At 60.9% G+C, this 24,958-nt stretch carries 17 protein-coding genes; 6 read left to right on the forward strand and 11 right to left on the reverse strand.

The features are described from left to right. Nucleotides 1-120 precede the first annotated feature (120 nt). Entirely contained in the window at nucleotides 121-930 is an 810-nt protein-coding gene (murQ, locus tag BHV64_RS00605; RefSeq protein WP_195285460.1) for an N-acetylmuramic acid 6-phosphate etherase, read from the reverse strand. Then, complete coding sequence (locus BHV64_RS00610; protein ID WP_217727278.1) at nucleotides 920-1,741, reverse strand: ATPase; 822 nt, start codon at nucleotides 1,739-1,741, stop codon at nucleotides 920-922. Before BHV64_RS00610 ends, murQ begins: the two co-directional genes overlap by 11 nt. Nucleotides 1,742-2,083: 342 nt before the next feature. Here BHV64_RS00610 and BHV64_RS00615 point away from each other — a divergent pair, with 342 nt between their 5' ends. Together BHV64_RS00615 and BHV64_RS00620 are read left to right on the forward strand one after the other, a co-directional pair. Then, on the forward strand, nucleotides 2,084-2,458 hold the full coding sequence (locus BHV64_RS00615; RefSeq protein ID WP_015547891.1) for a BlaI/MecI/CopY family transcriptional regulator: 375 nt from the start codon (nucleotides 2,084-2,086) through the stop codon (nucleotides 2,456-2,458). 4 nt (nucleotides 2,459-2,462) lie between these two features. Beyond that, nucleotides 2,463-4,430: a M56 family metallopeptidase gene (locus BHV64_RS00620; RefSeq protein ID WP_217727279.1), complete on the forward strand. Its 1,968-nt coding sequence runs from the start codon at nucleotides 2,463-2,465 to the stop codon at nucleotides 4,428-4,430. A gap of 83 nt (nucleotides 4,431-4,513) precedes the next feature. Here the strand turns inward: BHV64_RS00620 and BHV64_RS00625 are convergent, their stop codons facing one another. The 9 genes from BHV64_RS00625 to BHV64_RS00665 all read right to left on the reverse strand — a co-directional run bounded on the left by BHV64_RS00625 (nucleotide 4,514) and on the right by BHV64_RS00665 (nucleotide 19,653). After that, nucleotides 4,514-6,349 carry a hypothetical protein gene (locus tag BHV64_RS00625; protein WP_217727280.1) on the reverse strand — a complete coding sequence of 612 codons (1,836 nt, stop codon included), beginning with the start codon at nucleotides 6,347-6,349 and terminating at the stop codon, nucleotides 4,514-4,516. A 252-nt stretch (nucleotides 6,350-6,601) separates the two neighbouring features. Then, a complete protein-coding gene (locus BHV64_RS00630) occupies nucleotides 6,602-6,982 on the reverse strand; it encodes a TraR/DksA family transcriptional regulator (RefSeq protein WP_015547888.1) in 381 nt (126 codons plus the stop codon). A gap of 84 nt (nucleotides 6,983-7,066) precedes the next feature. Then, on the reverse strand, nucleotides 7,067-10,462 hold the full coding sequence (gene ileS / locus BHV64_RS00635) for an isoleucine--tRNA ligase (RefSeq protein ID WP_147620578.1): 3,396 nt from the start codon (nucleotides 10,460-10,462) through the stop codon (nucleotides 7,067-7,069). Between the two features lie 223 nt (nucleotides 10,463-10,685). Continuing rightward, nucleotides 10,686-12,557, reverse strand: coding sequence for a PAS domain-containing sensor histidine kinase (locus BHV64_RS00640; RefSeq protein ID WP_015547886.1), 1,872 nt, complete (start codon nucleotides 12,555-12,557; stop codon nucleotides 10,686-10,688). Between the two features lie 92 nt (nucleotides 12,558-12,649). Beyond that, nucleotides 12,650-13,216 carry a sugar O-acetyltransferase gene (locus BHV64_RS00645; RefSeq protein ID WP_022061135.1) on the reverse strand — a complete coding sequence of 189 codons (567 nt, stop codon included), beginning with the start codon at nucleotides 13,214-13,216 and terminating at the stop codon, nucleotides 12,650-12,652. A 1-nt stretch (nucleotide 13,217) separates the two neighbouring features. Next, a complete protein-coding gene (locus BHV64_RS00650; protein WP_118406578.1) occupies nucleotides 13,218-15,047 on the reverse strand; it encodes an ABC transporter ATP-binding protein in 1,830 nt (609 codons plus the stop codon). A 136-nt stretch (nucleotides 15,048-15,183) separates the two neighbouring features. Then, nucleotides 15,184-15,648 (reverse strand): ribonuclease HI, encoded by a 465-nt coding sequence (gene rnhA / locus BHV64_RS00655; protein WP_022061132.1) that lies wholly within the window; start codon nucleotides 15,646-15,648, stop codon nucleotides 15,184-15,186. 103 nt (nucleotides 15,649-15,751) lie between these two features. Then, nucleotides 15,752-16,999 carry a peroxiredoxin family protein gene (locus tag BHV64_RS00660; protein ID WP_254886361.1) on the reverse strand — a complete coding sequence of 416 codons (1,248 nt, stop codon included), beginning with the start codon at nucleotides 16,997-16,999 and terminating at the stop codon, nucleotides 15,752-15,754. Between the two features lie 17 nt (nucleotides 17,000-17,016). Beyond that, complete coding sequence (locus tag BHV64_RS00665; RefSeq protein WP_217727283.1) at nucleotides 17,017-19,653, reverse strand: valine--tRNA ligase; 2,637 nt, start codon at nucleotides 19,651-19,653, stop codon at nucleotides 17,017-17,019. A gap of 116 nt (nucleotides 19,654-19,769) precedes the next feature. On the opposite strand from BHV64_RS00665, the gene lon reads away from it, so the two are divergent. The 4 genes from lon to BHV64_RS00685 all read left to right on the forward strand — a co-directional run bounded on the left by lon (nucleotide 19,770) and on the right by BHV64_RS00685 (nucleotide 24,927). Then, nucleotides 19,770-22,199, forward strand: a complete 2,430-nt coding sequence (gene lon / locus BHV64_RS00670; RefSeq protein ID WP_217727284.1) for an endopeptidase La — start codon at nucleotides 19,770-19,772, stop codon at nucleotides 22,197-22,199. Between the two features lie 160 nt (nucleotides 22,200-22,359). Further along, nucleotides 22,360-23,166 (forward strand): 3-deoxy-manno-octulosonate cytidylyltransferase, encoded by an 807-nt coding sequence (gene kdsB / locus BHV64_RS00675; RefSeq protein WP_217727285.1) that lies wholly within the window; start codon nucleotides 22,360-22,362, stop codon nucleotides 23,164-23,166. Between the two features lie 17 nt (nucleotides 23,167-23,183). After that, on the forward strand, nucleotides 23,184-23,936 hold the full coding sequence (kdsA, locus tag BHV64_RS00680; RefSeq protein ID WP_288115467.1) for a 3-deoxy-8-phosphooctulonate synthase: 753 nt from the start codon (nucleotides 23,184-23,186) through the stop codon (nucleotides 23,934-23,936). 25 nt (nucleotides 23,937-23,961) lie between these two features. Next, complete coding sequence (locus tag BHV64_RS00685) at nucleotides 23,962-24,927, forward strand: KpsF/GutQ family sugar-phosphate isomerase (RefSeq protein WP_015547878.1); 966 nt, start codon at nucleotides 23,962-23,964, stop codon at nucleotides 24,925-24,927. Nucleotides 24,928-24,958: the final 31 nt, after the last annotated feature.

A 24,958-nucleotide genomic window follows, 5' to 3' on the forward strand; every position in this document is an offset into this window, starting at 1 on the left:
GCATGCGTCGTCTCCCTTCCGGAGGGAGGCCGGGGCGGGGCCATGCTTGTAGATGGCTCCGCAGGCGGCAATGACGGCGGTCGAAAGCGATTTGTACGTCGAAGTGTGTATTCGTTTTGTCTATTTTCCGATCTCCTCCAGTGCCCGCTTCACCGAACCCCAGCGCAGCAGCAGTTCGCGGGCCTCGGTTTCGTCAAGCCCCGACGCCTCGGCGACCATCCGCGTTCCGCGGGCCACGAGCTTGTCGTTGGTCAGCTGCATGTTGACCATGCGGTTGCCTTCGACGCGTCCCAGCCGGATCATTACCGCCGTAGACAACATGTTGAGCATCAATTTCTGGGCCGTTCCGGCCTTCATGCGCGTCGATCCGGTCACGAACTCCGGTCCTACGACCGCTTCGAGCGCATACTCCGCTTCGGCAGCTACGGGCGACGCGGGGTTGCAGGTGATCGAGCCGGTCAGCAGTCCGTGGCGCCGCGCCGCGCGCAGTCCGCCGATCACGTAGGGCGTCGTTCCCGATGCTGCGATGCCGATCAGCACATCGCCGGCCGTGGGGTGGTAGGGCGCCATGTCGCGCCAGGCCCCTTCGGTGTCGTCTTCGGCGTGCTCCACGGCCCGCCGCAAAGCGCCGTCGCCTCCGGCGATCAGCCCGATCACCCGGTCGAACGGCACGCCGTAGGTCGGGGGCAGCTCCGAGGCGTCGGTGACCCCCAGCCGGCCGCTCGTCCCGGCGCCGATGTAAAACATCCGGCCTCCGCGCTGCATGCGCTCGACGATGCGTTCGACGAGTAGCTCCATGACGGGGATGGTCCGCCGCACGGCTTCGTGCACACGGGCGTCCTCGCGGTTGATGCCCGTCAGGATGTCGTGCACCGACATCCGTTGCAGGTCGTCGTAGGCCGAATCCTGTTCGGTGATTCTATCTTCCATAGTGGTATTTCAAAAGCCCTTCGGCGGGCGATTCTACGATGGTTTCCACGCGGCGGCCCTCCGCTTCCAGCGCCTCGCGCAGCAACGCCTCGAAGTGGGCCGCCACGCCGCCCAGCAGCGATACGGGGAGTTCCGCCGGATAACGGCTCAGGTTGCGGGACGCAAAGTCGCGGAACGACCGGAGTACCAGCTCCCGGATCTCCGGGCGGTCGATATGCGCGCGTATGAAAGGTGCGAACGAGGCCAGAAAGCGGTTGGCGTAAGGCTCGCGGTAGACGCGGCGGATGATCTCCTCGTAATTCAGCCCGTGCGCCGCGAGAAACTCCTCTTTCAGCGGAATGTGCCCCTTGAAGATGCCGTTCACCAGGTTGCGCCCCAGCACGGCCCCGCTGCCCTCGTCGCCCAGCACATAGCCCAGCGGTGGGACGTTTTTCAGGATTTCGCCGTCGCGGCACAGGCAGGAGTTCGATCCCGTGCCGAGGATGCAGGCGATGCCCTCTCCGCGGCCCCAGAGCGCCCGCGCCGCGCCCAGCAGGTCCGATTCGACCGTAATGTCCGTCGTTCCGAAGTGCGCTTCCAACTCCCGGCGCAGCTTCTCGCTCGCCTCCGGGAAGGTCTCGCCGCACCCCGCGCCGTAGAATCTCACGCTCGTCACGCCGTCGCATGGCGGCAGTTCCGCGAGGGCTTCGCGTATCTGTTCGGCCGAGTGCTGCACGGCGTTGATCCCCCGCGTGCGCACGTTTGTCGTCCGTGCGCCGTCGCTGGCGATCCACGTGCATTTGGTCGATCCGCTGTCGGCTATAAGTACCATAATTCAAAGATACGGATTAATCTTCAAATTCCGGAAAAAAGCCATAACTAAATTTTTTAGTTTAAAAACTATGTAAAATAGTTGCATGTGAATTTTTTTTAGTTACCTTTGCTCCCGGGTGCATGAAAAAGGACCGATGAAGCGATGGGCGGCTGTTCCGGAGGGAGCATTTCCGGCCGGGCGTGTCCGGAAAGTCGTGGGACGAATCCGGCGGGATCGTCGGCCGCGAGGGCGCTGTTCGCCGCATCGGGACCGGACCGGGCGTTTTGCTGCGCCGCCGTATGCTGGAATGCCTCCGTTTCAACTGAAAACGATACCTGATAACGCTTGTTTGAGTGAAATATGAAAGAGAATCCTGAAAAACTGACACGCAGGGAAGAGGAGCTGATGCGCTGCTTCTGGGAGCACGGTCCGCTGTTCGTACGCGAACTGGTGGCCCTTTCGCCCGATCCCAAACCCCATTTCAACACCCTTTCGACGATGGTCCGCGCGCTCGAAGCCAAAGGCTATGTCGCCCACAACTCCTTCGGCAGCACCTACCAATACTATCCGGTGGTGAGCGAGGAGGAGTTTTCGCGCTCGACGCTCGGCAGCGTGATCAGCCGCTATTTCGAGAATTCCTACCTCGGGGCGGTCTCGGCACTGGTCGAGGAGGAGAAGATCTCGCTCGGCGAACTGCGCAGCCTGATCGACCGCATCGAAAATCAAAACCGATAGCGCCATGTACGACCTGATGATTTACAGCCTGAAAGTCGGCGTCTGCCTGGCTGTCTTCTACCTCTTTTTCAAATTGCTGTTGAGCCGTGAGACCTTCCACCGCTTCAACCGGATCGTGGTTCTGGGGGCGATGTTCCTCTCGTTCGTGCTGCCGCTGTGCGTGATCACGGTTTACCGCGAAATCCCCGTCCTGCCGGAAATCCCGGACGGGGAGGCTGTTGCGACGGCCTTCGCCGAACCGCTTTCCGAACCTTTTCCGTGGGAGATGCTCGCCGGGGCGGCATTCCTGCTCGGGGCGGCCGCCACGCTGCTGTGGACGCTTTGTTCGCTCATCGGAGTCCTGCGTCTGATCCGCGGCGGACGTCGCGAACGGCTGGAGGACGGGGCTGTGCTGGTGCGCACGGAACGGCCCGTGACGCCTTTCAGCTGGGGACGCTATATCGTGATGTCCGAGAGGGACCTGGCGGAAAACGGCGGGGCGATTCTGCTTCACGAACGGGCGCACCTGCGGCTGCGCCATTCGCTCGACCTGATCGTGACCGACGTTGCGGGCTGCCTGCAATGGTTCAACCCCGCGATGTGGCTGCTGCGCCGCGAACTGCGGGCCATCCACGAATATGAAGCCGACGAGGCGGTGCTCGACAGCGGCGTCGACGCCCGGAGTTACCAGATGTTGTTAATAAAGAAAGCTGCCGGCGGGAGGTGGTACTCGATTGCCAACAGCTTTAATCACAGTAAACTTAAAAACCGTATTACCATGATGTTGCGTAAAAAATCGTCGCGGTGGGCCGGGGCCAGGGCGCTCCTGCTCCTGCCGCTCACGGCCGTCGCCCTGGGGGCTTTCGCCGAAACCGCTTATGTCTTTCCTGAAGACAAAGGTAAAAAAGAAACCAGTACGATTTACATTCGGGGGTCGAAATCTTTTTCCGATGGGCAACAACCGCTGATTCTGGTCGACGGCCGGGAGGTGAAGTCGATGGACAGCCTCGCTGCCGACCGGATCGAGGCGATCACCGTGCTCAAGGATTCCGTTTCGATGGCTGTGTACGGCGAAAAGGCCGCCGACGGCGTGATTCTTGTAACGCTCAAAAAGACCGGAGAACCGGGCGATGGGGCGCAGGTCCCGGGACTGAAAGGCAAAGTCGTGACGGTCACCCGGGCGGACAGCGCCGGGACGAACGAGTCGACAACCGTGCGGGTGATCGGTCACGGTACGAGGCCGAAAGACGGAACGGTTGTGGTGAATACGGCCGGAATCGCGAAATCGTATCGGTTCAAGGTCGAGAACGGCTCGTCGGTCGAGTCGAATCCTGTATTTATCGTCGACGGCGTACAAGTGTCTGAAATCGAATCGCTCGACCCGGATCAGATTGAAAGCATGTCGGTGATCAAAGGCACGAATCTCCCCGGGGAGTTTGCCGACAAGGGGTATGAGGGCGTGATAACGATTACGACCAAACAGGCGGCTGCCGCGCAAAGAGCCGCCGCGAAGTCGGCCCGGGAGGGTATCGAAGCCGGGAGAGCCGGGATCGAAGCCGCCCGCGAAGGGTTGAAACTGGCCCGCAAGTATATGAGTTCCGATGACTGGAAGCAGGCCCAGAAAGCGCTCGACAAGGCCCAGAAGGAGCTTGAAGCGGCCCGCAAGGAGACTTCGGCACAGCTTTCCGAAGCGCAGAAAGCGGTGGGAACGTCGCTTAAACTTTCGGCGGACGCCGGGCATGCCGATAAGGTGACCATTCAGGGCACTCCGGAAAGTTCGGTGTCGGTTTATAAGGGACAGGTTACGCTGAAAGGCGGATTTCCCGACGGCATGCTGATCCGTATCAACGGCAGGGAGGCCTCGAAAGAGGATGTTGAACGGCTGGAATCCGGGAAGATCAAGCGCATGGAGGTCTACAAGGGCGACGAGGCCGTGAAGCGTTACGGCGAGAAGGGGCGCAACGGCGTGGTCGAGATTCGCGCCCGCAGGTAAAGGCTTAAAGGAAAAACCATAAGCAGATAAAAAGTTCACGAAGGCGGGGGATTCCACGGAATCCTCCGCTTTTTTGTGCGTGCCTATTTGAATTCGACGATCTCGGGCCGCGTCGGTCGGTAGCGGTACTGCTCCATGCGTGTCGGGTTCGAAAGGCGGAAATATTCGCTCTCGACCAGTCCGCGTTTGCCGAAGGCCACGCCCAGCCGGATCTGGATCGTGTTGAACACCAGCCGTTCATTTCGCAGCCGCACGCCCAGTCCGAACGAGGTGAAGAAGTCGTTTTTGAAGATATTGGGCGAATAGCCGATCAGCCCGAAGTCGGCGAACCCGAAGACGGCGATGCGGAATCCCAGCGGCTGGTAGGGGGTGAATACCACCGTCTCGGTGTTGAGGATCATGCGGTTGGTTCCGATGATGTACTCCTTGAGGGCTTGCAGGCCGTCGGTGCGCGTGAAGCGGATGCTCTCGTCGCTGCCCGTCGCACGGTTCCAGCCCTGCGTGTAGTTGAAGGCGAGGAACTGGCGGATGCGGCTGCGCTTGAACAGGAAAAGGTTGGAGAACCACCGCAGGTCGACATCTACGGCGCTGCGCTGCCACATGCCGTTTTCGAGGTCTATGTAGCTTCCGAGCGTGAAGCCGCCCATGATGTAGCCCAGTCTGCGGAATCCACCCGTTTCGTAGCTCGCGCCGAGGTAGAGGGCGTCGTTGAATTCGCCCCACGAATAGCCCGTCGTCACTTCGGCCTTGTAGCCCGTCGCGAGGTACTCGCGCGTACCGAATCCGTAGATCATGTTGGCCGTGTAGAATTTTTCGCGGTAGAGACCCCCGCCGACCAGCAGGGCGTCCTGGTCGTGCAGCGCGGGGTTGTAGTCCGGGGCTACGAGGGGCCTGCGGCTCACGCGCCGGTAGTTGTAGCGTCCCGAGAGATAAACGCTCGATTTGATCCCGCGCAGGTAGTGCGAGTAGCCGCTCCAGACGTCGAGGTTGCGTTCCTTCACCAGCAGCGACGTGTCCTGTTCGATCATGTAGCGCTTGGCTTTGATGTCGCTGTATGTAAGGCCTATCTCGTAGTCCGTGGGTTTGAGGAACTCTTTGCGCAGCCCCATGTTGAGCGTCGAGTTGTAGAAGTCGCGCCCTCCGCCGATCTCGGCGGTGTAGAAGGTCCCGAGCAGGTTGGGGATTTCGTATTCGACCATGTTGCCGCCGTAGGAGAAGTCCTTGCGGCTGAAGTTGGTCATAAATTTGAGTTTGTTGCCCGATCCGAAGATGTTGGCGTCGGAAAGCCCCACCATCGTCCGGCCCTCGGAATGCCATCCTCCGTCGACGGAGATGGTCCAGCTGTCGCGCGTGGTGATCAGGAGGTTCACGCGTGTCGAGTCCACCGCGTCGGGGAGCACCGTGACGTCGATGTCCGAGATGTAGTCGCGCGAGCGGATCAGCTGCTTGTTGCGCACGATGAGCTGCGGGTCGAGCTTGTCGCCCGAGCGGAACAGCAGGTCGCGCCGGACGACGCGGTCGCGGGTGAGCATGTGGGTTTTGTTGGCCATGCGTTCGAGCCGGTTGCCGCCGGGGTCGAAAACCTGCTGGCGTTCGATGGTGATGTCGCCGATGGTTTTCCCGGCGTAGGGTTCCAGCAGGCGGCTCTCGTCGGTGACGCGGCCGCTCATCGTGGTGTCGAGCACGGGTTTTACGAAGAGCATCCGGTAAAGCATGCGCGGCACGGCGCGCCGGCTGGTTTTCGACTGGATGCTGTCGTAGAGGCGCTGGTTGCGCGCCGATGCATCGGGATTCGTCACGCGGGCACTGTCGGGCGTGAACCGGTCGGGGGCGTGCGTGCCGGGTCCTGCGGCACGGACCGAGAGGACCGTTGCCGCCCCAATCAGGATCAGGGAAAATATGCAGAACCGGGCGAACATTGTGTCAAAGATAACGGATTTTTTCGGCAAAAAGTGCGACACAGGGGCCTAAATTGAGGATTCGATACCCATATCCCGATTATTCCGTCTCGGCGGTGGGTGCAGCTCCCCGCATGGCTTATAATCGGTGTTTTCCATCCCTCTCTTTTCTTTGCCGCGACATCCTCCCCCGGAGAAGACGAAAAAGACGGCCCGAAGGTCGTCTTTTTCCATTTTCCGTTCAGCGTGGAATGGGGTCATCCCTTCCCCGCCTTATCTGCGGCCCTCTTTGGCCTCGATGCATTCCGTGGCGTGGGGCACTTTCATCAGCCGCTCCTTGGGAATGAGCTTTCCGGTCGTTTTGCAGATGCCGTACGTCTTGTTCTCGATGCGTACGAGCGCCATTTCGAGGTTGCGGATAAATTTCATCTGATGGGCAGCCAAACGACCGCTTTCCTCTTTGGAAAGAGTTGCGGCGCCCTCCTCCAGCACCTTGAACGTCGGCGATGTGTCTTCCGTATCGTTGTCGGCGGTATGGGTGATCGTGGCGCGCAACAGCTCGTAGTCCGCACGCGCGTTCTCAAGCTTTTTCAGGATAAGCTGCCGGAACTCTTCGAGTTCGGCGTCGCTGTATCTGGTTCTTTCGTCTGCCATAATAATCTCCTCTCTTTTAAGGTTTACTGTAAAATTAAGCAATAATTCCGATATTACCAAATTTTACCGGAATATATCAAGGGGCTATATCCGCGTCACGGCGATGCGCAGCGGTTCGTCGTCCACGTCGGTTTCGACGACTGTTTCGCCTGCCGGTTCCGCTGCCGGACGGACCTCCACGGCGAGGGTCTGCGAAGCGATGTAACCGGCGAATCGGGCGATTGCGTCGGCCACCAGGGGCTTCTGTTCGATCTCTGCGCGGATCTTGTCCGTGACCTCGAATCCGGAGTCCTTGCGGATATTCTGGATGCGGTTTATCAACTCGCGTGCCACACCTTCGGCTTTCAGCTCCTCGGTGACGGTAATGTCGAGCGCCACGGTGAGTTTTCCCTCCGAGGCGACGAGCCATCCGGGCATGTCTTCCGAGGTGATCTCGAAGTCGGCGGGCGTCACGGTGATCCGCTCCGCTCCGAGGTCGAGCACCGTTTCCGGCGCGGCCTCCACCTCGGCGATACGTTCCTGCGAGAACTCCGCGACGAGGGCGGCGATCTGCTTCATCCACTTGCCGTAACGCGGCCCGAGGGTCTTGAAGTTGGGCTTGATGCGTTTGGTAATCAGCCCCGTGGTCTTTTCGATCAGCTCGATCTCCTTCACGTTGACCTCGTTCATAATGAGGTTCTTCACGGCCGAAATATGCTCCGCCGTCGCGGGGTCGAGCACCGGGATCAGGATTTTGGTCAGCGGCTGGCGCACCTTGATCGACACTTTGCGGCGCAGGGCCAGCACCATCGACGAGACCTTCTGCGCCAGCGACATCATCTCTTCGAGGCGGGCGTCGATCAGCCGTTCGTCGGCCGTCGGGAACGCCGCGAGATGCACCGATTCGTCCTTGTGGCGACCGCTCACGGCGTTGAGGTCCGTGAAGATGCGGTCGGAGATGAACGGCGCGAACGGCGCTGCGAGCATCGTGACGGTCTCAAGACAGGTGTACAGCGTCTGATAGGCCGCCAGTTTGTCCTCCGACATGCCGCCTCCCCAGAACCGCTTGCGGTTGAGGCGCACGTACCAGTTCGAGAGGTTTTCGCCCACGAACTCCTGAATGGCGCGGGCCGCCGGAGTGGGGTCGTAGTCTTCGAGAGATTCGGTAACGTTCTTCACCAGCGTATTCAGGAGCGAGATGATCCAGCGGTCGATTTCGGGACGCTTCTCCATCGGAACCTCCTCTTCACGGCCCGTGAAGCCGTCCACGTTGGCGTAGAGGGCGAAGAACGAGTAGGTGTTGTAGAGCGTTCCGAAGAATTTGCGGCGCACTTCGTCGACGCCGTCCCTGTCGAACTTGAGGTTGTCCCACGGCTGCGAGTTGGAGATCATGTACCAGCGCGTCGCGTCGGCTCCGTAGGTGTCGAGCACCTCGAACGGATCGACGGCGTTGCCCAGGCGTTTCGACATCTTGTTGCCGTTCTTGTCCAGCACCAGACCGTTCGAAATGATATTCTTGAAAGCCACCGAGTCGAAGAGCATCGAGGCGATGGCGTGCAGCGTGAAGAACCAGCCGCGCGTCTGGTCGACGCCCTCGGCGATGAAGTCGGCGGGGTAGACCTGGCCGAAGCCCTCCTTGTTCTCGAACGGGTAGTGCACCTGCGCATAGGGCATGGCGCCCGAGTCGAACCATACGTCGATCAGGTCCGATTCGCGCCTCATCGGCTCGCCCTTCGACGAGACCAGCACGATCGAATCGACATAGGGGCGGTGCAGGTCGATGTTCTCGGTCGAGTAGTTCTCCTTCGACATGTCGCCGACCCTGAAATTCCTGTACGGGTTTTCCTGCATGACGCCCGCCGCTATCGAACGCTCTATTTCGGCCATCAGCTCTTCGACCGAACCGATGCACTTCACCTCGGAGTAGTCCTCCGTGGCCCATACGGGCAGCGGGGTTCCCCAGAAGCGCGAACGCGAGAGGTTCCAGTCCACCAGTCCTTCGAGCCACTTGCCGAAGCGGCCCGTTCCGGTCGATTCGGGTTTCCAGCGGATCGTTTTGTTCAGTTCGATCATCCGCTCGCGCAGCGCCGTGGTGCGGATGAACCACGAGTCGAGCGGGTAGTAGAGCACGGGTTTGTCCGTGCGCCAGCAGTGGGGGTAGGAGTGGGTGTGCTTCTCGATCTTGAAGGCCTTGTTTTCGGCTTTCAGCATCACCGCGATGTCGATGTCCAGCGTCGGGTCGGTCTCGCTCAGCCGCTCGTCGTAGGCGTTCTTCACGTAGCGGCCCGCATACTCCCCGTATTTCGCGGCGTCGACGTGCGTCTTCACGAACTCCGGGTCGAGGTCTTCGATCAAAAAGAATTTGCCCTGCCTGTCGACCATCGGCTGGTTCTTGCCCGCGCGGTCGACCATGAAGAGCGGCGGGATGCCGGCGGCCTTGGCCACGCGGTCGTCGTCGGCGCCGAACGTCGGGGCGATGTGCACGATGCCCGTACCGTCCGAGGTGGTCACGTAGTCGCCGACGATCACGCGGAAGGCGTCGCCTTCCGGCTTCACCCACGGGATCAGCTGCTCGTAGCGGATGCCTTCCAGCTCGGGACCTTTCCAGCTCCCCTCCATGATCTCGTATGTGCCTTCCATCTTCTTGGTGAAGTAGGAACCCAGTAGCTCTTTGGCCAGGATGACCGTCTGCGGCCGGTCGGTGTAGGGGTTGCGGCACTTGACCTTCACGTATTCGATCGCAGGGCCTACGGCCAGCGCCGTGTTCGAAGGCAGCGTCCACGGCGTGGTGGTCCAGGCCAGGAAATAGAGTTCACCTTCGACCCCTTCGAAGAGTTTCTCGCTCTTCGCGTCGCGGATCACGCGGAACTGCGACGTGCAGGTCGTGTCCTTCACGTCGCGGTAGCAGCCGGGCTGGTTCAGTTCGTGGGTCGAGAGACCCGTTCCGGCGGCGGGCGAGTAGGGCTGGATGGTGTAGCCCTTGTAGAGCAGTCCCTTGTCGAAGAGCTGCTTCAGGAGCCACCACAGCGTCTCGATGTATTTGTTGTCGTAGGTGATGTACGGGTCGTCCATGTTGACCCAGTAGCCCATCTTGCGCGTGAGGTCCTCCCACTTGCCCGTGAACTCCATCACCGCCTCGCGGCACGTGCGGTTGTACTCCTCGATGGAGATCTTCTTGCCGATGTCTTCCTTGGTGATGCCGAGCTTCTTCTCGACGCCCAGTTCCACGGGCAGTCCGTGAGTGTCCCATCCGGCCTTGCGGTGCACGAGGTAGCCCTGCTGCGTCTTGTAGCGGCAGAATACGTCCTTGATCGTGCGGGCCATGACGTGGTGGATGCCGGGCATGCCGTTTGCCGAGGGGGGACCCTCGTAGAATACGAACGTGGGATGGCCCTCGCGGGTCGTGATGCTTTTGTGGAACGTGTCGCGTGCGTCCCATTCGCCGAGCACGTCGGCGGCTATGCCTGCCAGGTCGAGGCCTTTATACTCCTTGAACTTCATATCGGTAGAAATTTCTTCGCTAATTTTCTGACAATTGGCAAAGATATAAAAAAGATTTGAAAAACGGGTCTGAAGCGTTCGATTTATGGATGTCCGTTCCGGGAAGCGGGGTCTGCGGGGGCCTTCCCTTCGTCGGGGCTGTCCGCGTCCGGCTTCGGGGCGATGACCGTCCCGGTCGTTTCCCGTCCGGTTCTGCGCCCGGGACGGACGCGGGTTTTGGGGATTACTCCCCCGCGGGAATGTCGATCCGGAAACAGGAGCCTTCGCCCGCCACGGAGTCGACGCCGACCGAGCCGCCCAGCTGTTCGGCGATCGACTTGCAGATCGACAGCCCGAGCCCGGTCCCCTGGGTGAAGGTGTCGAGTTTGACGAAACGTTCGAAGATGCGTTCCCGGTCTTCGGGCGCGATGCCGATGCCCGTGTCGCGGACGTAGAAACGGATGTGGCCGGGAATCCGGCGGAATCCGATCGTTACCGATCCTTTTTCGGTAAATTTCAGTGCATTGCGCGTAAAGTTGTTCAGCACCTGGGCAAGCCCCTTCCTGTACTCCGTGACGGGGAATTCCGGCAGCCCTTCCTCGACGCGCAGTTCCACGCCCGGCCGGCGCTGGAGGCGGAGCGAGTCGGCGACCTCCCGGCATAAGTCCCGGGCGTCGAACTGCGTGCGCTCGATGTCCGTGCGTCCCGACTCGATGCGCGCCAGATCCAGCACGTCGGAGATGATTTGCAGCAGCAGGGTGTTGTTGCGCAGGATGATGTCGGTGTACTCCCGGCGGGTTTCGTGCCTGCTTTCGTCTGCCAGCAGCTCCGAGAATCCGACGATGGCGTTCAGCGGGGTGCGGATTTCGTGGCTCATGTTGGCCAGGAACGCCGACTTGAGTTTGTTGGACTCCTCGGCGCGCTTCTTCGCTTCGCGCAGCTCCTCCTCCTCGGTGCGTTTGAGTTCGCTGATGTCGTAGTTGACGCACGCCAGGTCGATCACGCCCTCCTCCGGACGGTAGTCGCGGCAGAGCAGGTGGATTTTGATCCAGCGCATCGGCTCCTGATCGCTCACGATGCGCACTTCGTTGACGAAAGTCCGGATTTCTCCGGTTTTGAGGCGTTCGAACTCCTCCTCAAGGTGTTGCCGGTCGTCGGGATGGACCTGCCGCCAGTGGCCGAGAATCTGTGAGGCGGGCGTGTTTTCCGCTTCGCCGTAATTTTTGGCCCAGGGACCCTTGGTGTAACCCTCTCCCGTAAGGGGGTTGTAGCTGACGCAGCCCACGTGCGCGAAGTCCGAAACCAGGTTGAAGAGATGCTCGAAATCGTCCAGCTGTTCGCGGCTGCGCGTGGCGTCGGTGATGTCTTCGAGCAGGATGACCAGTTCGTCGTCGCCCGGCGTGTTGTAGATCAGGAAGCGGCAGGTGCGTTTGCCGTCCGGGCTTTTCCCGGTCTGCTCCCAGAAGGAGCAGGAGGGGATGTGCTCGAATGTGGGAATGTGTTTCAGGGGATCTATTCCCACCTCGCGGGCCGTCTTTCCGGCATGGCCCTGCGTGTGGATGCCCAGTATCCTGCCGGCCTGCTGGTTGATGTACGAAAGCAGGTAGTCGACCGCTTCGCCCGATTTGTCGCGCAGGATGTTGACGCGCAGGTAGCCGATCGGCAGGTGTTCGATCAGTTGTGCGAGGTGGCTGTAATTGCGTTGCGTCGCCTTGTAACTCTGATTGATGGAGGCCAGTTCGGCATTTTCGGGAGTGCCTTCCGTAACGCGGCGGACGGTTCCGAAAACCGAGCGGACGCCCGTCAGCGGATCGTTGGCGGCAGCCACGGCTCTGACTTGCAGGCATCTGTCGCCGTTGGCCGTGACGAACGTTTCGTCGAGCGAGTCGGAGACCTTGAGGGCGGCGCAGCGGGTGTAAATGCGCGCCCGGTGCTCCTCGCCGGGCAGCAGGTAGACCTCCTCGAACGAAATGCGGGTGCGATCTGCGCCGAAAAGGTCCGCCGCCAGCCGCGAACAGGTCATTTCGCGCTGTCCGAAGTCGAGCTGCCACCATCCGACGCCGGAGGCGTCGAGTGATTTTTGCAGCAGGTCGGGGGCGGCTTGTTCGGAGTGCATGGCAGAAATTACCCTTTTTTCGATGTTTCTGCAAAAATAGAAAATTTCGGGAGAAAACGAATTTTGTCCGGATGATTTTTTGCGCGGCGGCGCTATTCGGTTTCGTCCTGCCGCGTCAGCGTGCGGATCACGCGCGCCGGATTTCCCACGGCCACCGAGTCGGCCGGGATGTCGCGCGTCACGACGGCTCCGGCGCCGATGACCGAACGGTCGCCGATGGCGACGCCCGGGCAGACGATCACCCCTCCGCCCAGCCAGCAGTCGTCGCCGACGGTGATCGGACGGCCCGCTTCGAGTCCAGTGCGGCGCTGTGTCGCGTCGAACGGATGCAGGGCGGTGAGCAGCTGCACTTTGGGACCTATGAGCGTGTGGCGGCCGATGCGGATCGGTGCCAGGTCGAGGAACACGCAGTCGAAATTGACGAACGACCCTTCGCCGATTGAGATGTTGAGTCCGTAATCGCAGCGGAACGGTTCGCGGATGAATCCTTCGCAGCCGGGGCACAGCTCGCGCAGTGCGGCGCGGTAGGCGTCGTCGTGGCCGCAGAGTTCAACGTTGAGGCGGTGCATCAGGCGCGTGGCGTTGTCCCGGATGGCGGTGAGTTCCGCATCCCGGGGGTCGAACCACCCGCCGGCGAGCATCTTTTCCCGCTCGGTCATTTTAGTCGAAGGATTGCATTTCGATCAGCTTGGCGTAGATGCCGTTGCGTTCCATCAGCTCGTTGTGCGTGCCCTGTTCGGCGATGCGGCCGTGGTCGACGACAACGATCAGGTCGGCGTTGTGGATGGTCGACAGGCGGTGGGCGATGACCACCGACGTGCGGCCTTTGAGCAGGTTGTTGAGGGCGTCCTGCACGAGTTTTTCGCTCTCGGTGTCGAGTGCCGAGGTGGCCTCGTCGAGGATCAGGATGTCGGGGTTCTTGAGCACCGCGCGGGCGATCGAGAGCCGCTGGCGCTGGCCGCCGGAGAGTTTCACGCCCCGGTCGCCGATGTTGGTCCCGTAACCGTCGGTGCATTCGCGGATGAAGCAGTCGGCGTTGGCGACCTTCGCCGCCTCGACCACCTCTTCGTGCGTGGCGCCGCGCTTGCCCATGCCGATGTTGTTTTCGATGGTGTCGTTGAAAAGCACGGTGTCCTGCGCCACGACGCTCATATGGGCGCGCACGCTCTCCTGCGTGTAGTCGCGCAGCGAGATGCCGTCGATGAGTATTTCGCCCGCCGAGGGGTCGTAGAAGCGGGGCAGCAGCTCGCTCAATGTCGACTTGCCGCCTCCCGAGGGACCGACCAGAGCCACGGTCTGCCCGCGGCGTATCTCGAACGAAATGCCGTCGATCACTTCGCGCTCCCCGTCGTAGGTGAAGTGCACGTCGCGGAATTCGATTTTCTCTTTCAGCCCCGTGAGTTCCCGGGCGCCGGGTTTGTCCTGTATTTCGGGTTTCGTGTCGATGATCGAGAAGATGCGCTCTCCGGCGGCGATTCCCTGGTTGATGTTGGCGAACTGGTCGATGAAGGTGCGCACGGGGCGCGTGATCTGCGAGAAGATGGCGATGAAGGCGATGAATCCGCCGGGGTCGAGCACGCCTTTGGCCACGAGCGAACCGCCGAAGACGAGGATCACGCCCACGGCCGTGATGCCGAGGAACTCGCTCATCGGCGAGGCCAGCTGCTGCCGGCGGGCCATCGAGAGGGTCAGGCGCGCCAGGTCGGCGCTGATGGCGTAGTATTTCTGCTTGATGTATTCCGTGGCGTTATAGCTCTTGATGACCTTGATGCCCGAGAGCGACTCGTCGAGCGTCGAGACCATCTCGCCCATGCGCTGCTGGTTGGTGCGGGCCGGGTGGCGGAGTTTCTTCACGATGCTGCCGATCAGCAGGGCCACCACCGGGAGGAACAGCACCGAGAAGATGGCCAGCTCCCACGAAATGGCCACCATCATCACGATGTAGCCGATGATCAGAAACGGTTCGCGGAACGACACCTGGAGGGTGTTGGTGATGCAGAACTGCACCACGCCCACGTCGGAGGTGATTTTCGAAATGATGTCGCCCTTGCGCTGGTCCGAGAAATAGCCCACGTTCATGTCCATCACGCGCGAGAACATTTCGTTGCGCATGCGTTGCAGGGTCCGCGTGCGCATGTTCTCCATGGTCCATGCGCCGAGGTAGCGGAACAGGTTGCTCATCAGGCTGATGCAGATGGCTACAATGGCCAGCAGCATCAGTACGTTCTGGCGGTCGTATTGTTCGAAGATGTGCGAATAGGCGAAGTTGAAAAGTGTTGCGAGGTAGTCCTGATTGAGTTCCAGGGGAGGCAGCTTTTCGACGTATTCGAAGGAGTAGTTCGCGTCGAACATGGTGTTCAGGATCGGGATGATCAGCATGAACGTCAGCGAGTTGAACAACGCGTAGAAAAGCGAGTAGAAGAAGTAGGGGATCGCGTATTTCTTGATCGGCCGGGCAAAACCCAACAGCCGCATGTATGTTTTGAACATTCGGAGCGTATGTTTGTTGGTTACGCAATTCGCGGCGTAAAGATAGGAATAATAACCCGAAAAGCGAAAAATGTACGATAATTCGATGGATTATGGTGGACTTTGTGCCGAAAAAACGGTGCGGCGGCCTTCCGTTTTACCGCTCTGCGGGATCGTAGCCCGTGTCTTCGAGCCAGTGCGCCTTGTCGTTGGCCGCCGCCACGGCCAAACAGTCGCAGCGGTTGTTCTCGACTGTTTCGGCGTGGCCCTTGACCCAGACGAAACGGACGTTGTGGCGGTTGTACACGCGCAGGAAACGCATCCAGAGATCGGGGTTTTTCTTGCCCGCGAATCCCTTGCGGACCCAGCCGAAGACCCAGCCTTTCGAGACGGCGTCGACGACGTATTTCGAATCGGAGTAGATGACCACGTCCGAACCCTCGAACTTGAGCGTTTCGAGCGCCACGCACACGGCCATCAGCTCCATGCGGTTGTTGGTCGTGAGGCGGAATCCCTGCGACAGCTCCTTGCGGTGGTGTCCCGAGAGAAGCACTGCGCCGTAGCCGCCCGGCCCGGGGTTTCCGAGGGCCGAGCCGTCGGTGTAGATGGTGATCGGAGACAAAATATGCGTAGATTAGAGATCAAACATAGAGTTTATGACGGGATGTTCCGGTCCGGTTTTCCGGGGCTTGCGCCTGCCGCACCGCCGCCGGCCGTTTCGCGGTTCATTCGGCGGCCGTTCCGCCCAGCTCCTTGTCCAGAATCTTTTTCGCCTGGTAAAAGGCATTCGTGTAATTGCGTGCCAGTATGGTGCCGTCCGGACCGATCAGAACGAAGAACGGCCGGCCTTCGATGGCATACGTTTCCATGATCTGCCGGTTTTCCGGATGACCGGTTTCCAGTTCCGCTTCGATCCATCCGTGTTCCAGCATGCCGGCCAGCACGGGGCGCATGTCGTCCACACCCGGCGACGGCGTTTTTTTGCCTGCGGGCAGACTTTCGTATACGCTCCGGATATCGGCGATGGATTCGGTCAGTCCCACCACCTGCAATCCTTTGTCCTTGTACTTTTCGAACAGATCGCTCACCTGCCGGTCGATATGGATCGAGCCGGGACACAATCCCCAATGGTAGAGCAGCAGGTATCGGCCTTTGAAATCAGCCTTGGCGACAGTACGGTCTTCGGTCGTTGCCAGTGTGAAATCCGGCGCCGGTTTTCCTTCGGCGAGTTGTTCCATTCTTGCCATGCAGTCTGCGTACATCCGGCCGAAATAGCTCGTTTTCAACCCTTCGGACAATGTCTTGTAAAACCTGTGCGCCTCCTTGGCCGGGGTGTACGACAACTTGGGTATCCTGTCGATCAACAGGTACAGGCTTCCGTGCGGATTGGCCGCTTCGTAGGCTTTGCGCAGCATATCCTTTCGTTCTACGCCGGGATTGCCGTTGTAAAATCGGTTGAATTTTCCGCCCCATTCCCGGCTGGCTGCCGTATCGTTCCGCTCCGACGCTTCCCGTGCATTTTCCAGATAACGCCCCCGGACCCGGCCGAGCGAATCATCGACCGCCAGCAGGCTCGACAGCATGGGCTCGTCGTAAATTCCTCCGCCGAGACGGCAATAATAGATCGCATCCGTCGAGCCGGTCATGCCGATCCTATCGCCGGGCCTGACGATGACGGGTTTGCCTCCGCGATCCCCGGCTGCGGCTCTTCCGGCTTTCGGGCGGTAGGTCATCAGGTAGTACTGGTCGTGTTCCGACTTCCCCCGATGACGGAATGCGCCCGGTTTGCGGACCACGACGTCGAATCCCGGGCCGTACTTCCATGAAGGCAGGAGAATACGCTCGAAACGGAGGGTGTCTCCGGCTTGCAGTCCCTCGATCCTTCCCTCCAGTCTGAATCCCCGGGCATAGGCACAGGCTGCCGCCATGGTCAGGGCGCAGCATGACAGGAAGAGTTTGTATCGTAGGGCCATGATAGCTGTTTTAATGCTTATTTGCCGGATTCGAGCGCCGCCAGCTGTTCGCGGATCGCCGTGATCTTGGCTTCGGCGTCGGCCTGCTTGGCGCGCTCGTTGGCCACCACCTTCTCGGGCGCCGAGGCGACGAACCGCTCGTTCGAGAGCTTCTTCATCACCGAGGCGAGGAATCCCTCGTAGTAGGCCAGATCGTCCGCGAGTTTTTTGCGCTCGGCCTCGGCGTCGATCTTTCCGGCCATCGGCACGAAGTACTGCGTCGTCTTGACGATGAACGCCGCGGCCGCCGGGTCCTTCTCCGCCACGGTCTCGATGGCCGTGAGGTTGGCCATCTTCATCACGACGGGGGCGAACTCCGCGGGATAGTTCTCATCGGCGATGACCCGGAGCGTCAGCGCCTCTTTCTGCGGCAGGCTCTTCTGGTTGCGGATGTTGCGCACCGAGGTGATGATCTCCTTCGCCAGTTCGAAGCGCGCCAGCATCGCGGCGTCTTCGGCCGCAGGCTCGGGCATCTGCGCCACGCAGATCGAAGCGCCTTCGGCGCGGGGCGCGAGGTCCTGCCAGATCTCTTCCGTGACGAACGGCATGAAGGGGTGCAGCACGCGCATCAGGGCGTCGAAATAGCCCTTCGTCGCCTCCATCGTCGGGGCGTCGATGGGCTGTCCGTAGGCGGGCTTCGCCATCTCGAGGTACAAGCCGCTGAAATCGTCCCAGAAGAGGCGGTAGGCCTCCTTGAAGGCCTCCGAGATGCGGTATGACTTGAAATCCTCGGCGATCTGGCGCAGCGAGCGGTCCAACGCCTGCCCGAACCACGCCACGGCCAGACGGTTGTTCTCGCTTTGCGCCGCCGCGGCGTCCACCGCCCAGCCGTTCAGGAGGCGGTAGGCGTTCCAGATTTTGTTGCCGAAGTTGCGGCCCTGCTCGCACAGCGCTTCGTCGAACATCACGTCGTTGCCGGCCGACGAGGAGATGAGCATCGCCATACGCACGCCGTCGGCGCCGTACTGGGCAATCAGGTCCAGCGGGTCGGGCGAGTTGCCCAGCTGCTTGGACATCTTGCGGCCGATCTTGTCGCGCACGATGCCCGTGAAGTAGACGTTCGAGAAGGGCTTTTCGCCGCGGTATTCGTAGCCGGCCATGATCATGCGGGCCACCCAGAAGAAGATGATGTCGGGACCGGTCACCAGATCGTTGGTGGGGTAGTAGTAGCCGATCTCCCTGTTGTCCGGGAAGCGGATGCCGTCGAACACCGAGATGGGCCACAGCCACGACGAGAACCATGTGTCGAGCACATCCTCGTCCTGCCGCAGGTCCGTCAGCTGCAACGAGGCGTCGCCGGCCTTCTCGCGGGCCTTTTCCAACGCCTCTTCGGCCGTCAGGGCCACCACGAAGCCGCCTTTGGGAAGATAGTACGCCGGAATGCGCTGGCCCCACCACAGCTGGCGCGAGATGCACCAGTCCTTGATGTTCTCCATCCAGTGGCGGTAGGTGTTCTTGTATTTCTCGGGCACGAAACGGATCGCGTCCTCCATCACGGCTTTCGTCGCCGGTTCGGCCAGCTCCTGCATCGAGAGGAACCACTGCATCGAGAGTTTCGGCTCGATGGCCACGCCCGTGCGCTCCGAATAGCCCACGTTGTTGGTGTAATCTTCGGTCTTTTCCAAAAGGCCCGCCGCGTCGAGGTCCTTTTCGATCTGCCGGCGCACGTCGAAGCGGTCCTGACCCACGTACATGCCCACCTTGTCGTTGATCGTGCCGTCGTCGTTGAAGATGTCGATGGTCTCCAGCCCGTATTTCTCGCCCAGCATGTAGTCGTTCACGTCGTGGGCCGGAGTCACCTTCAGGGCGCCCGTTCCGAACTCGATGTCGACGTATTCGTCGCGGATCACCGGGATCGACCGTCCCACCAGCGGCACGACGACGCGGGCGTCGGCGGGCAGGGCCTTGTAACGCTCGTCATTGGGGTTGACGCACAGCGCCGTATCGCCCAGAATGGTCTCGGGGCGCGTCGTGGCGACGATGATCGCCCGGTTGGTTCCCTCGACCTTGTAGCGCAGGTAGTAGAGCTTGCCGTGCGACTCCTTGAAGACCACCTCCTCGTCCGAGAGGGCCGTCTGCGCCGCGGGGTCCCAGTTGACCATCCTTACGCCGCGGTAGATCTTGCCTTTCTCGTAGAGGTCGCAGAAGACGCGCAGAACGCTCTCCGTGCGGGCTTCGTCCATCGTGAAGCACGTGCGGTCCCAGTCGCACGAGGCGCCCAGTTTGCGCAGCTGTTTGAGAATCACGCCGCCGTATTTCTCCTTCCATTCCCAGGCGTGGCGGAGGAACTCCTCGCGCGTGAGCGACGACTTTTCGATGCCCTTTTCGCGCAGCATCGCCACCACCTTGGCTTCGGTGGCGATCGACGCGTGGTCCATGCCCGGCACCCAGCAGGCGTTCTTTCCCGACATGCGGGCGCGGCGCACCAGCACGTCCTGCAACGTGTTGTTGAGCATGTGCCCCATGTGGAGCATGCCCGTCACGTTGGGGGGAGGGATGACGATCGTGTAGGGTTCCCGCTGGTCGGGTTCCGAGTGGAAAATATGCTGTTCGATCCAGTAGTCGTACCATTTGGATTCGATCTGCTGCGGTGCGTATTTGTCTGCGATTTGCATGGCGCGTTGAATTTTACTTTGTTTTCAGGGATGCAAAGTTATTAACATTCTGTCAAAGATAAAATAAAATTTCTAAAAAATCGTTATATTTGCACCATTATATATCTGTATATCCTATGAGCAAAAAAGATAAGATCAAAACCATCGAAGTAGACGACGTGAATCTCGTCCCCGAGCTGCTCGACGGCAATCACCGCGTGATCCCCATCGTGACCGGCGGCGACGAGCCTGTGGAGGAGGTCGAAGTGCCCGAAATCATACCCATTCTCACGCTGCGTTCGTCGGTGCTTTTCCCCGGCGCCATCACGCCCATCACGGTGGGCCGCGACAAGAGCATCAACCTCGTGCGCGCCGTGAATGCCGAAGGCGGCATCCTGGGCGCCGTGTTGCAGCGCGAAAGCGACGTCGAGGACCCCGCGCCGGACGACATGTACAAGGTCGGCACGGCCGCGCGGATCATCAAGATCCTCGAAATGCCCAACGGCAACCTCACGGTGATCCTGAACGGCCTGGAGAAGGTCGAGATCACGGAGTACATCACCACCGAGCCTTATTTCAAGGCCCGGGTGACGGCCCTGCACGATTCGACTCCCGATGTGAAGAGCATCGAGTTCGAGGCTTTCGTGGACTCGATCCGCGACGTGGCGCTGAACATCATCAACGTGTCGCCGTCGATGCCCAAGGAGGCGGCTTTCGCCATCAAGAACATCGACTCGAAGCGCGGCATCATCAACTTCATCTGCTCCAACATGGAGCTGACGGACGAAGACCGCCAGTCGCTGCTGGAGGCCCCCGGCCTGCTGGCCCGCGCCCGCAAGCTGCTCGAAATCCTGATCCGCGAGCAGCAGCTGGCCGAGCTGAAGAACCAGATTCAGGAGCGCGTCAAGCAGGAGATCGACAAGCAGCAGCGCGACTACTACCTCCAGCAGCAGATGCGTACGATCCAGGACGAACTGGGCGACGGCGCCGATGCCGACATCGAGAAGATGCGCGAGGAGGCCAAGAAGAAGAACTGGCCCGCGGAGGTGGGCGAAACCTTCGAGAAGGAGTTGCAGAAGGTCGAGCGGCTGAATCCCGCCGTGGCCGAATATTCGGTGCAGATGACCTACCTGCAGCTGCTGCTGGAACTGCCGTGGAACGACGTGACGAAGGACAACCTCGACCTCAAGTGCGCCCGCGAACAGCTCGATCACGACCATTTCGGTCTGGACGAGGTGAAGGAGCGGCTGCTGGAGCACCTGGCCGTCATCAAGCTCAAGGGCGACCTCAAATCGCCGATCCTCTGCCTCTATGGCCCTCCGGGCGTGGGTAAGACCTCGCTGGGCAAGTCGGTGGCCGCGGCGCTGGGCCGCAAGTTCGGCCGTATTTCGCTGGGCGGCCTGCACGACGAGTCGGAGATTCGCGGACACCGCCGCACCTACATCGGCGCCATGCCGGGCCGGATCATCCAGACCATCAAGCGGTGCGGCTCGTCGAACCCCGTCATCATCCTCGACGAGGTGGACAAGGTGACCGTTTCGAACCACGGCGACCCGTCGAGCGCCCTGCTGGAGGTGCTCGATCCGGAGCAGAACACCACGTTCCACGACAACTACCTCGACATGGAGTACGACCTGTCGAAGGTGCTGTTCATCGCCACGGCCAACAACGTGGCCAATATCGCCCCGGCGCTGCGCGACCGCATGGAGATGATCAACATTGCCGGTTACCTCCTGGAGGAGAAGGTGCGCATCGCGCTGGACCACCTGCTGCCCAAGCAGCGCGAGGCCCACGGCATCAAGGAGCAGGAGATGACGATGACCCCGGAGGTCGTCGAGAACGTCATCGCCTGCTATACGCGCGAAGCCGGCGTGCGTTCGCTGGACAAGAATCTGGCGAAGATCGCCCGCGCCCGCGCCAAACAGATCGCTTTCGACGAGGCTTTCGCGCCCGAGATTTCGATGAAGGACGTCGAGAAAATCCTCGGCATGCCCAAGCTCCTCAAGGAGGAGTACGAAGTGGGCGGCATGACGGGCGTCGTGACGGGCCTTGCGTGGACCGAGGTCGGCGGCGACATCCTCTACATCGAGTCGGTGCTGACGCCCGGCAAGGGCAAGGTGAGCCTCACGGGCAACCTTGGCGACGTGATGAAGGAGTCGGCGACGATCGCCCACGAGTGGACGATGGCCCACTACAAGGAGCTGGGCATCGACCCCAAGCTGTTCGAAACGAACGACATCAACATCCACGTTCCCGAGGGTGCGATCCCGAAGGACGGTCCTTCGGCCGGCATCACGATGGTCACTTCGATCGTGTCGAGCTATACGGGCCGCAAGGTGAAGGAGCGTATCGCCATGACGGGCGAGACCACGCTCCGCGGACGGGTGATGCCCGTGGGCGGCGTGAAGGAGAAGATCCTGGCCGCCAAACGCGCCGGCATCACGGAGCTGATCCTCTCGGAGGAGAACCGCAAGGACATCGCCGAGATCAAACCCGAATATATCGCGGGCCTCACGTTCCACTACGTGAAGACCAACGAGGAGGTGTTGCAGCTGGCTCTGGAATAGTTTTTTCGTGATGGCGGCGAACTCTGGCGCTTCCTTCGTCGGCTTCGGCAGCCACATACCCCGTGTATGCTTCTGCCTTGCCGGTTTCACGAAGTCCCGGATTTCATCCGCCCTGACGAAAAAACGGGAGGCTGTAATTATGAATTTTGAATTCTGAATTATGAATTTTTTGGCAATCATCCCCGCGCGCTACGCTTCGACGCGCTTTCCCGGGAAGCCGCTGGCGCGGCTGGGCGGCAAGCCCGTCATCCAGCGGGTCTACGAGCAGGTCGCCGGCGTGCTGGACGATGCCGTGGTGGCCACCGACGACGAGCGCATCCGCGACGCCGTGCGGGCCTTCGGGGGACGGGTCGAAATGACCTCCCCGGACCACCGGAGCGGCACCGACCGCTGTTGGGAGGCCTACTGCAAGCAGGGCCGCGAATACGACGTGGTGGTCAACGTGCAGGGTGACGAACCTTTTATCCGTCCTTCGCAGCTGGAGGCCGTGAAACGCTGTTTCGACGATCCCGCGACCGACATCGCCACGCTCGTGAAACCCTTCACCGAGGCCGACGGACTGGCGGCCCTCGAAAATCCCAACTCGCCCAAGGTGGTCCTCGACGCGCAGTCGCGGGCCATCTATTTTTCCCGCTCGGTGATTCCCTACCTGCGGGGCGTTCCGCGCGAAGAGTGGCTCGCGCGCCACACGTTCTACAAGCATATCGGGCTTTACGCCTTTCGCGCCGACGTGCTGCGGGCGGTGACGGCGTTGCCGCAGTCGCCGCTTGAGCTGGCCGAATCGCTTGAACAGCTGCGCTGGCTGGAGAACGGTTACAAGATCGGCGTGGGGATTTCGGAGGTCGAGACCATCGGCATCGACACGCCCGAGGATCTGGAGAAAGCGGAACGCTTTCTCCAATTAAAAATGAAGAATGAAAAATTAGGGATTGAAAATTCTCCGGAATTCTTAATCTTTAATTTTTAATTTTTAATTCGAATTTTATGGCAATAAAATTTATCGCAGGTCCGTGCGTCATCGAATCGGCCGAACTGCTGGACGCCGTGGGCGAAAGGCTTGCGGCCATCAACCGCACCCTCGGCACGGAAATCATCTTCAAGGCCTCGTTCGACAAGGCCAACCGCACCTCCATATCGTCGTTCCGCGGCCCGGGACTCGAAAAGGGGTTGCAGATGCTTTCGGACGTGCGGGCGAAGTGGGGGCTGCGGCTGCTCACCGACATCCACGAATCGTGGCAGGCCGCACCCGTCGGCGAGGTCGTCGACGTGATTCAGATTCCGGCCTTCCTCTGCCGCCAGACCGATCTGGTGGTCGCCGCAGCCCGGACCGGCAAAACGGTGAATGTCAAGAAGGCCCAGTTCCTTTCGGGCGCGGACATGCGCTATCCCTACGAAAAGGCCCGCGAGGTGGGGGCCGGTGAAATCTGGCTGACCGAGCGCGGCAACTCGTTCGGCTACAACAACCTCGTCGTCGATTTCCGCAATATCCCCGACATGCTCAAAATCGCCCCTACGGTCGTGATGGACTGCACCCACTCGGTGCAGCGCCCTGGCGCGGCGGGCGGCAAGACGGGCGGCAACCGCGAATTTGTGCCCGCCATGGCGCATGCGGCCAAGGCGTTCGGGGCCAACGGTTTCTTTTTCGAAGTGCATCCCGATCCCGACAAGGGGTTGAGCGATGCGGCCAACATGCTGCGGCTCGACGATCTGGAGACCCTTGTGAAAAGCCTGCTGTAAAATACCCATCTAACTCTCGTTAAGCATGACAGATACGACCAAGGCGCAGATTCTGGAGGTTGCCCGCAAGGCGATCCATACCGAAATGCTGTCGCTCAAACGCATGGAAGACACTCTCGGCGACGAGTTTGCCACGGCCGTGGAGATGATCCTCGGAAGCCGCGGCAAGTGTATCGTTACGGGCATGGGCAAGTCGGGCCTCGTGGGGCGCAAGATCGCCGCGACGCTCGCTTCGACCGGAACCCCGAGCTTCTTTCTCCACCCCGGCGAAGCCTTCCACGGCGACCTGGGCATGATTTCGAAGGAGGACATCGTGGTCGCGCTCTCCTATTCGGGCGAGACGGACGAAATCCTCAAGATCGTCCCCTTCATCCACTCCAACGGCAACAAGCTGGTTTCGATGACCGGAAACCCCGACTCGGCGCTGGCCAAGAACTCCGACGTGCATCTCGACGTGGGGGTGAAGGAGGAGGCTTGCATCCTGCATCTCGCACCCACTTCGTCGACCACGGCGCAGATCGCCATGGGCGACGCGCTGGCCGTGTCGCTGATGCAGATGCGGGGTTTCACGAGCGTCGATTTCGCGCGCCTGCACCCGGGCGGAAGCCTCGGGCGGCGTCTGCTGATGACCGTAGGGAACGTCATGCGCGACCACGATCTGCCCGTCGTGGCGCCCGACTGCCCGGCTGCGGAGATGATCCACGCCATTTCGAAGGGCGGATTGGGGCTGATCGTGATCTGCGAGGGCGAGCGGATCGAGGGCATCGTCACCGACGGCGACGTGCGCCGCGCGATGGAGCGCCTGCGCGGGGAGTTCTTCAATATCAGGGCTTCCGACATCGCCACGCGCAATCCCAAGACCATCTCGCCGGACGAGAAACTGATCGAGGCCGAGAAGATGATGACCCGCAACAAGGTCACCTCGCTGCTCGTGACGGACGCCGCCGGCAAGCTGACCGGAGTGATTCAGATTTACGACATCAAGTTGTAGCAATGCTGCCGGTTTCGGACTGTTTCCGTAA

The organism is Alistipes sp. 56_sp_Nov_56_25 (genome assembly GCF_001915285.1).
GTDB lineage: Bacteria > Bacteroidota > Bacteroidia > Bacteroidales > Rikenellaceae > Alistipes > Alistipes shahii.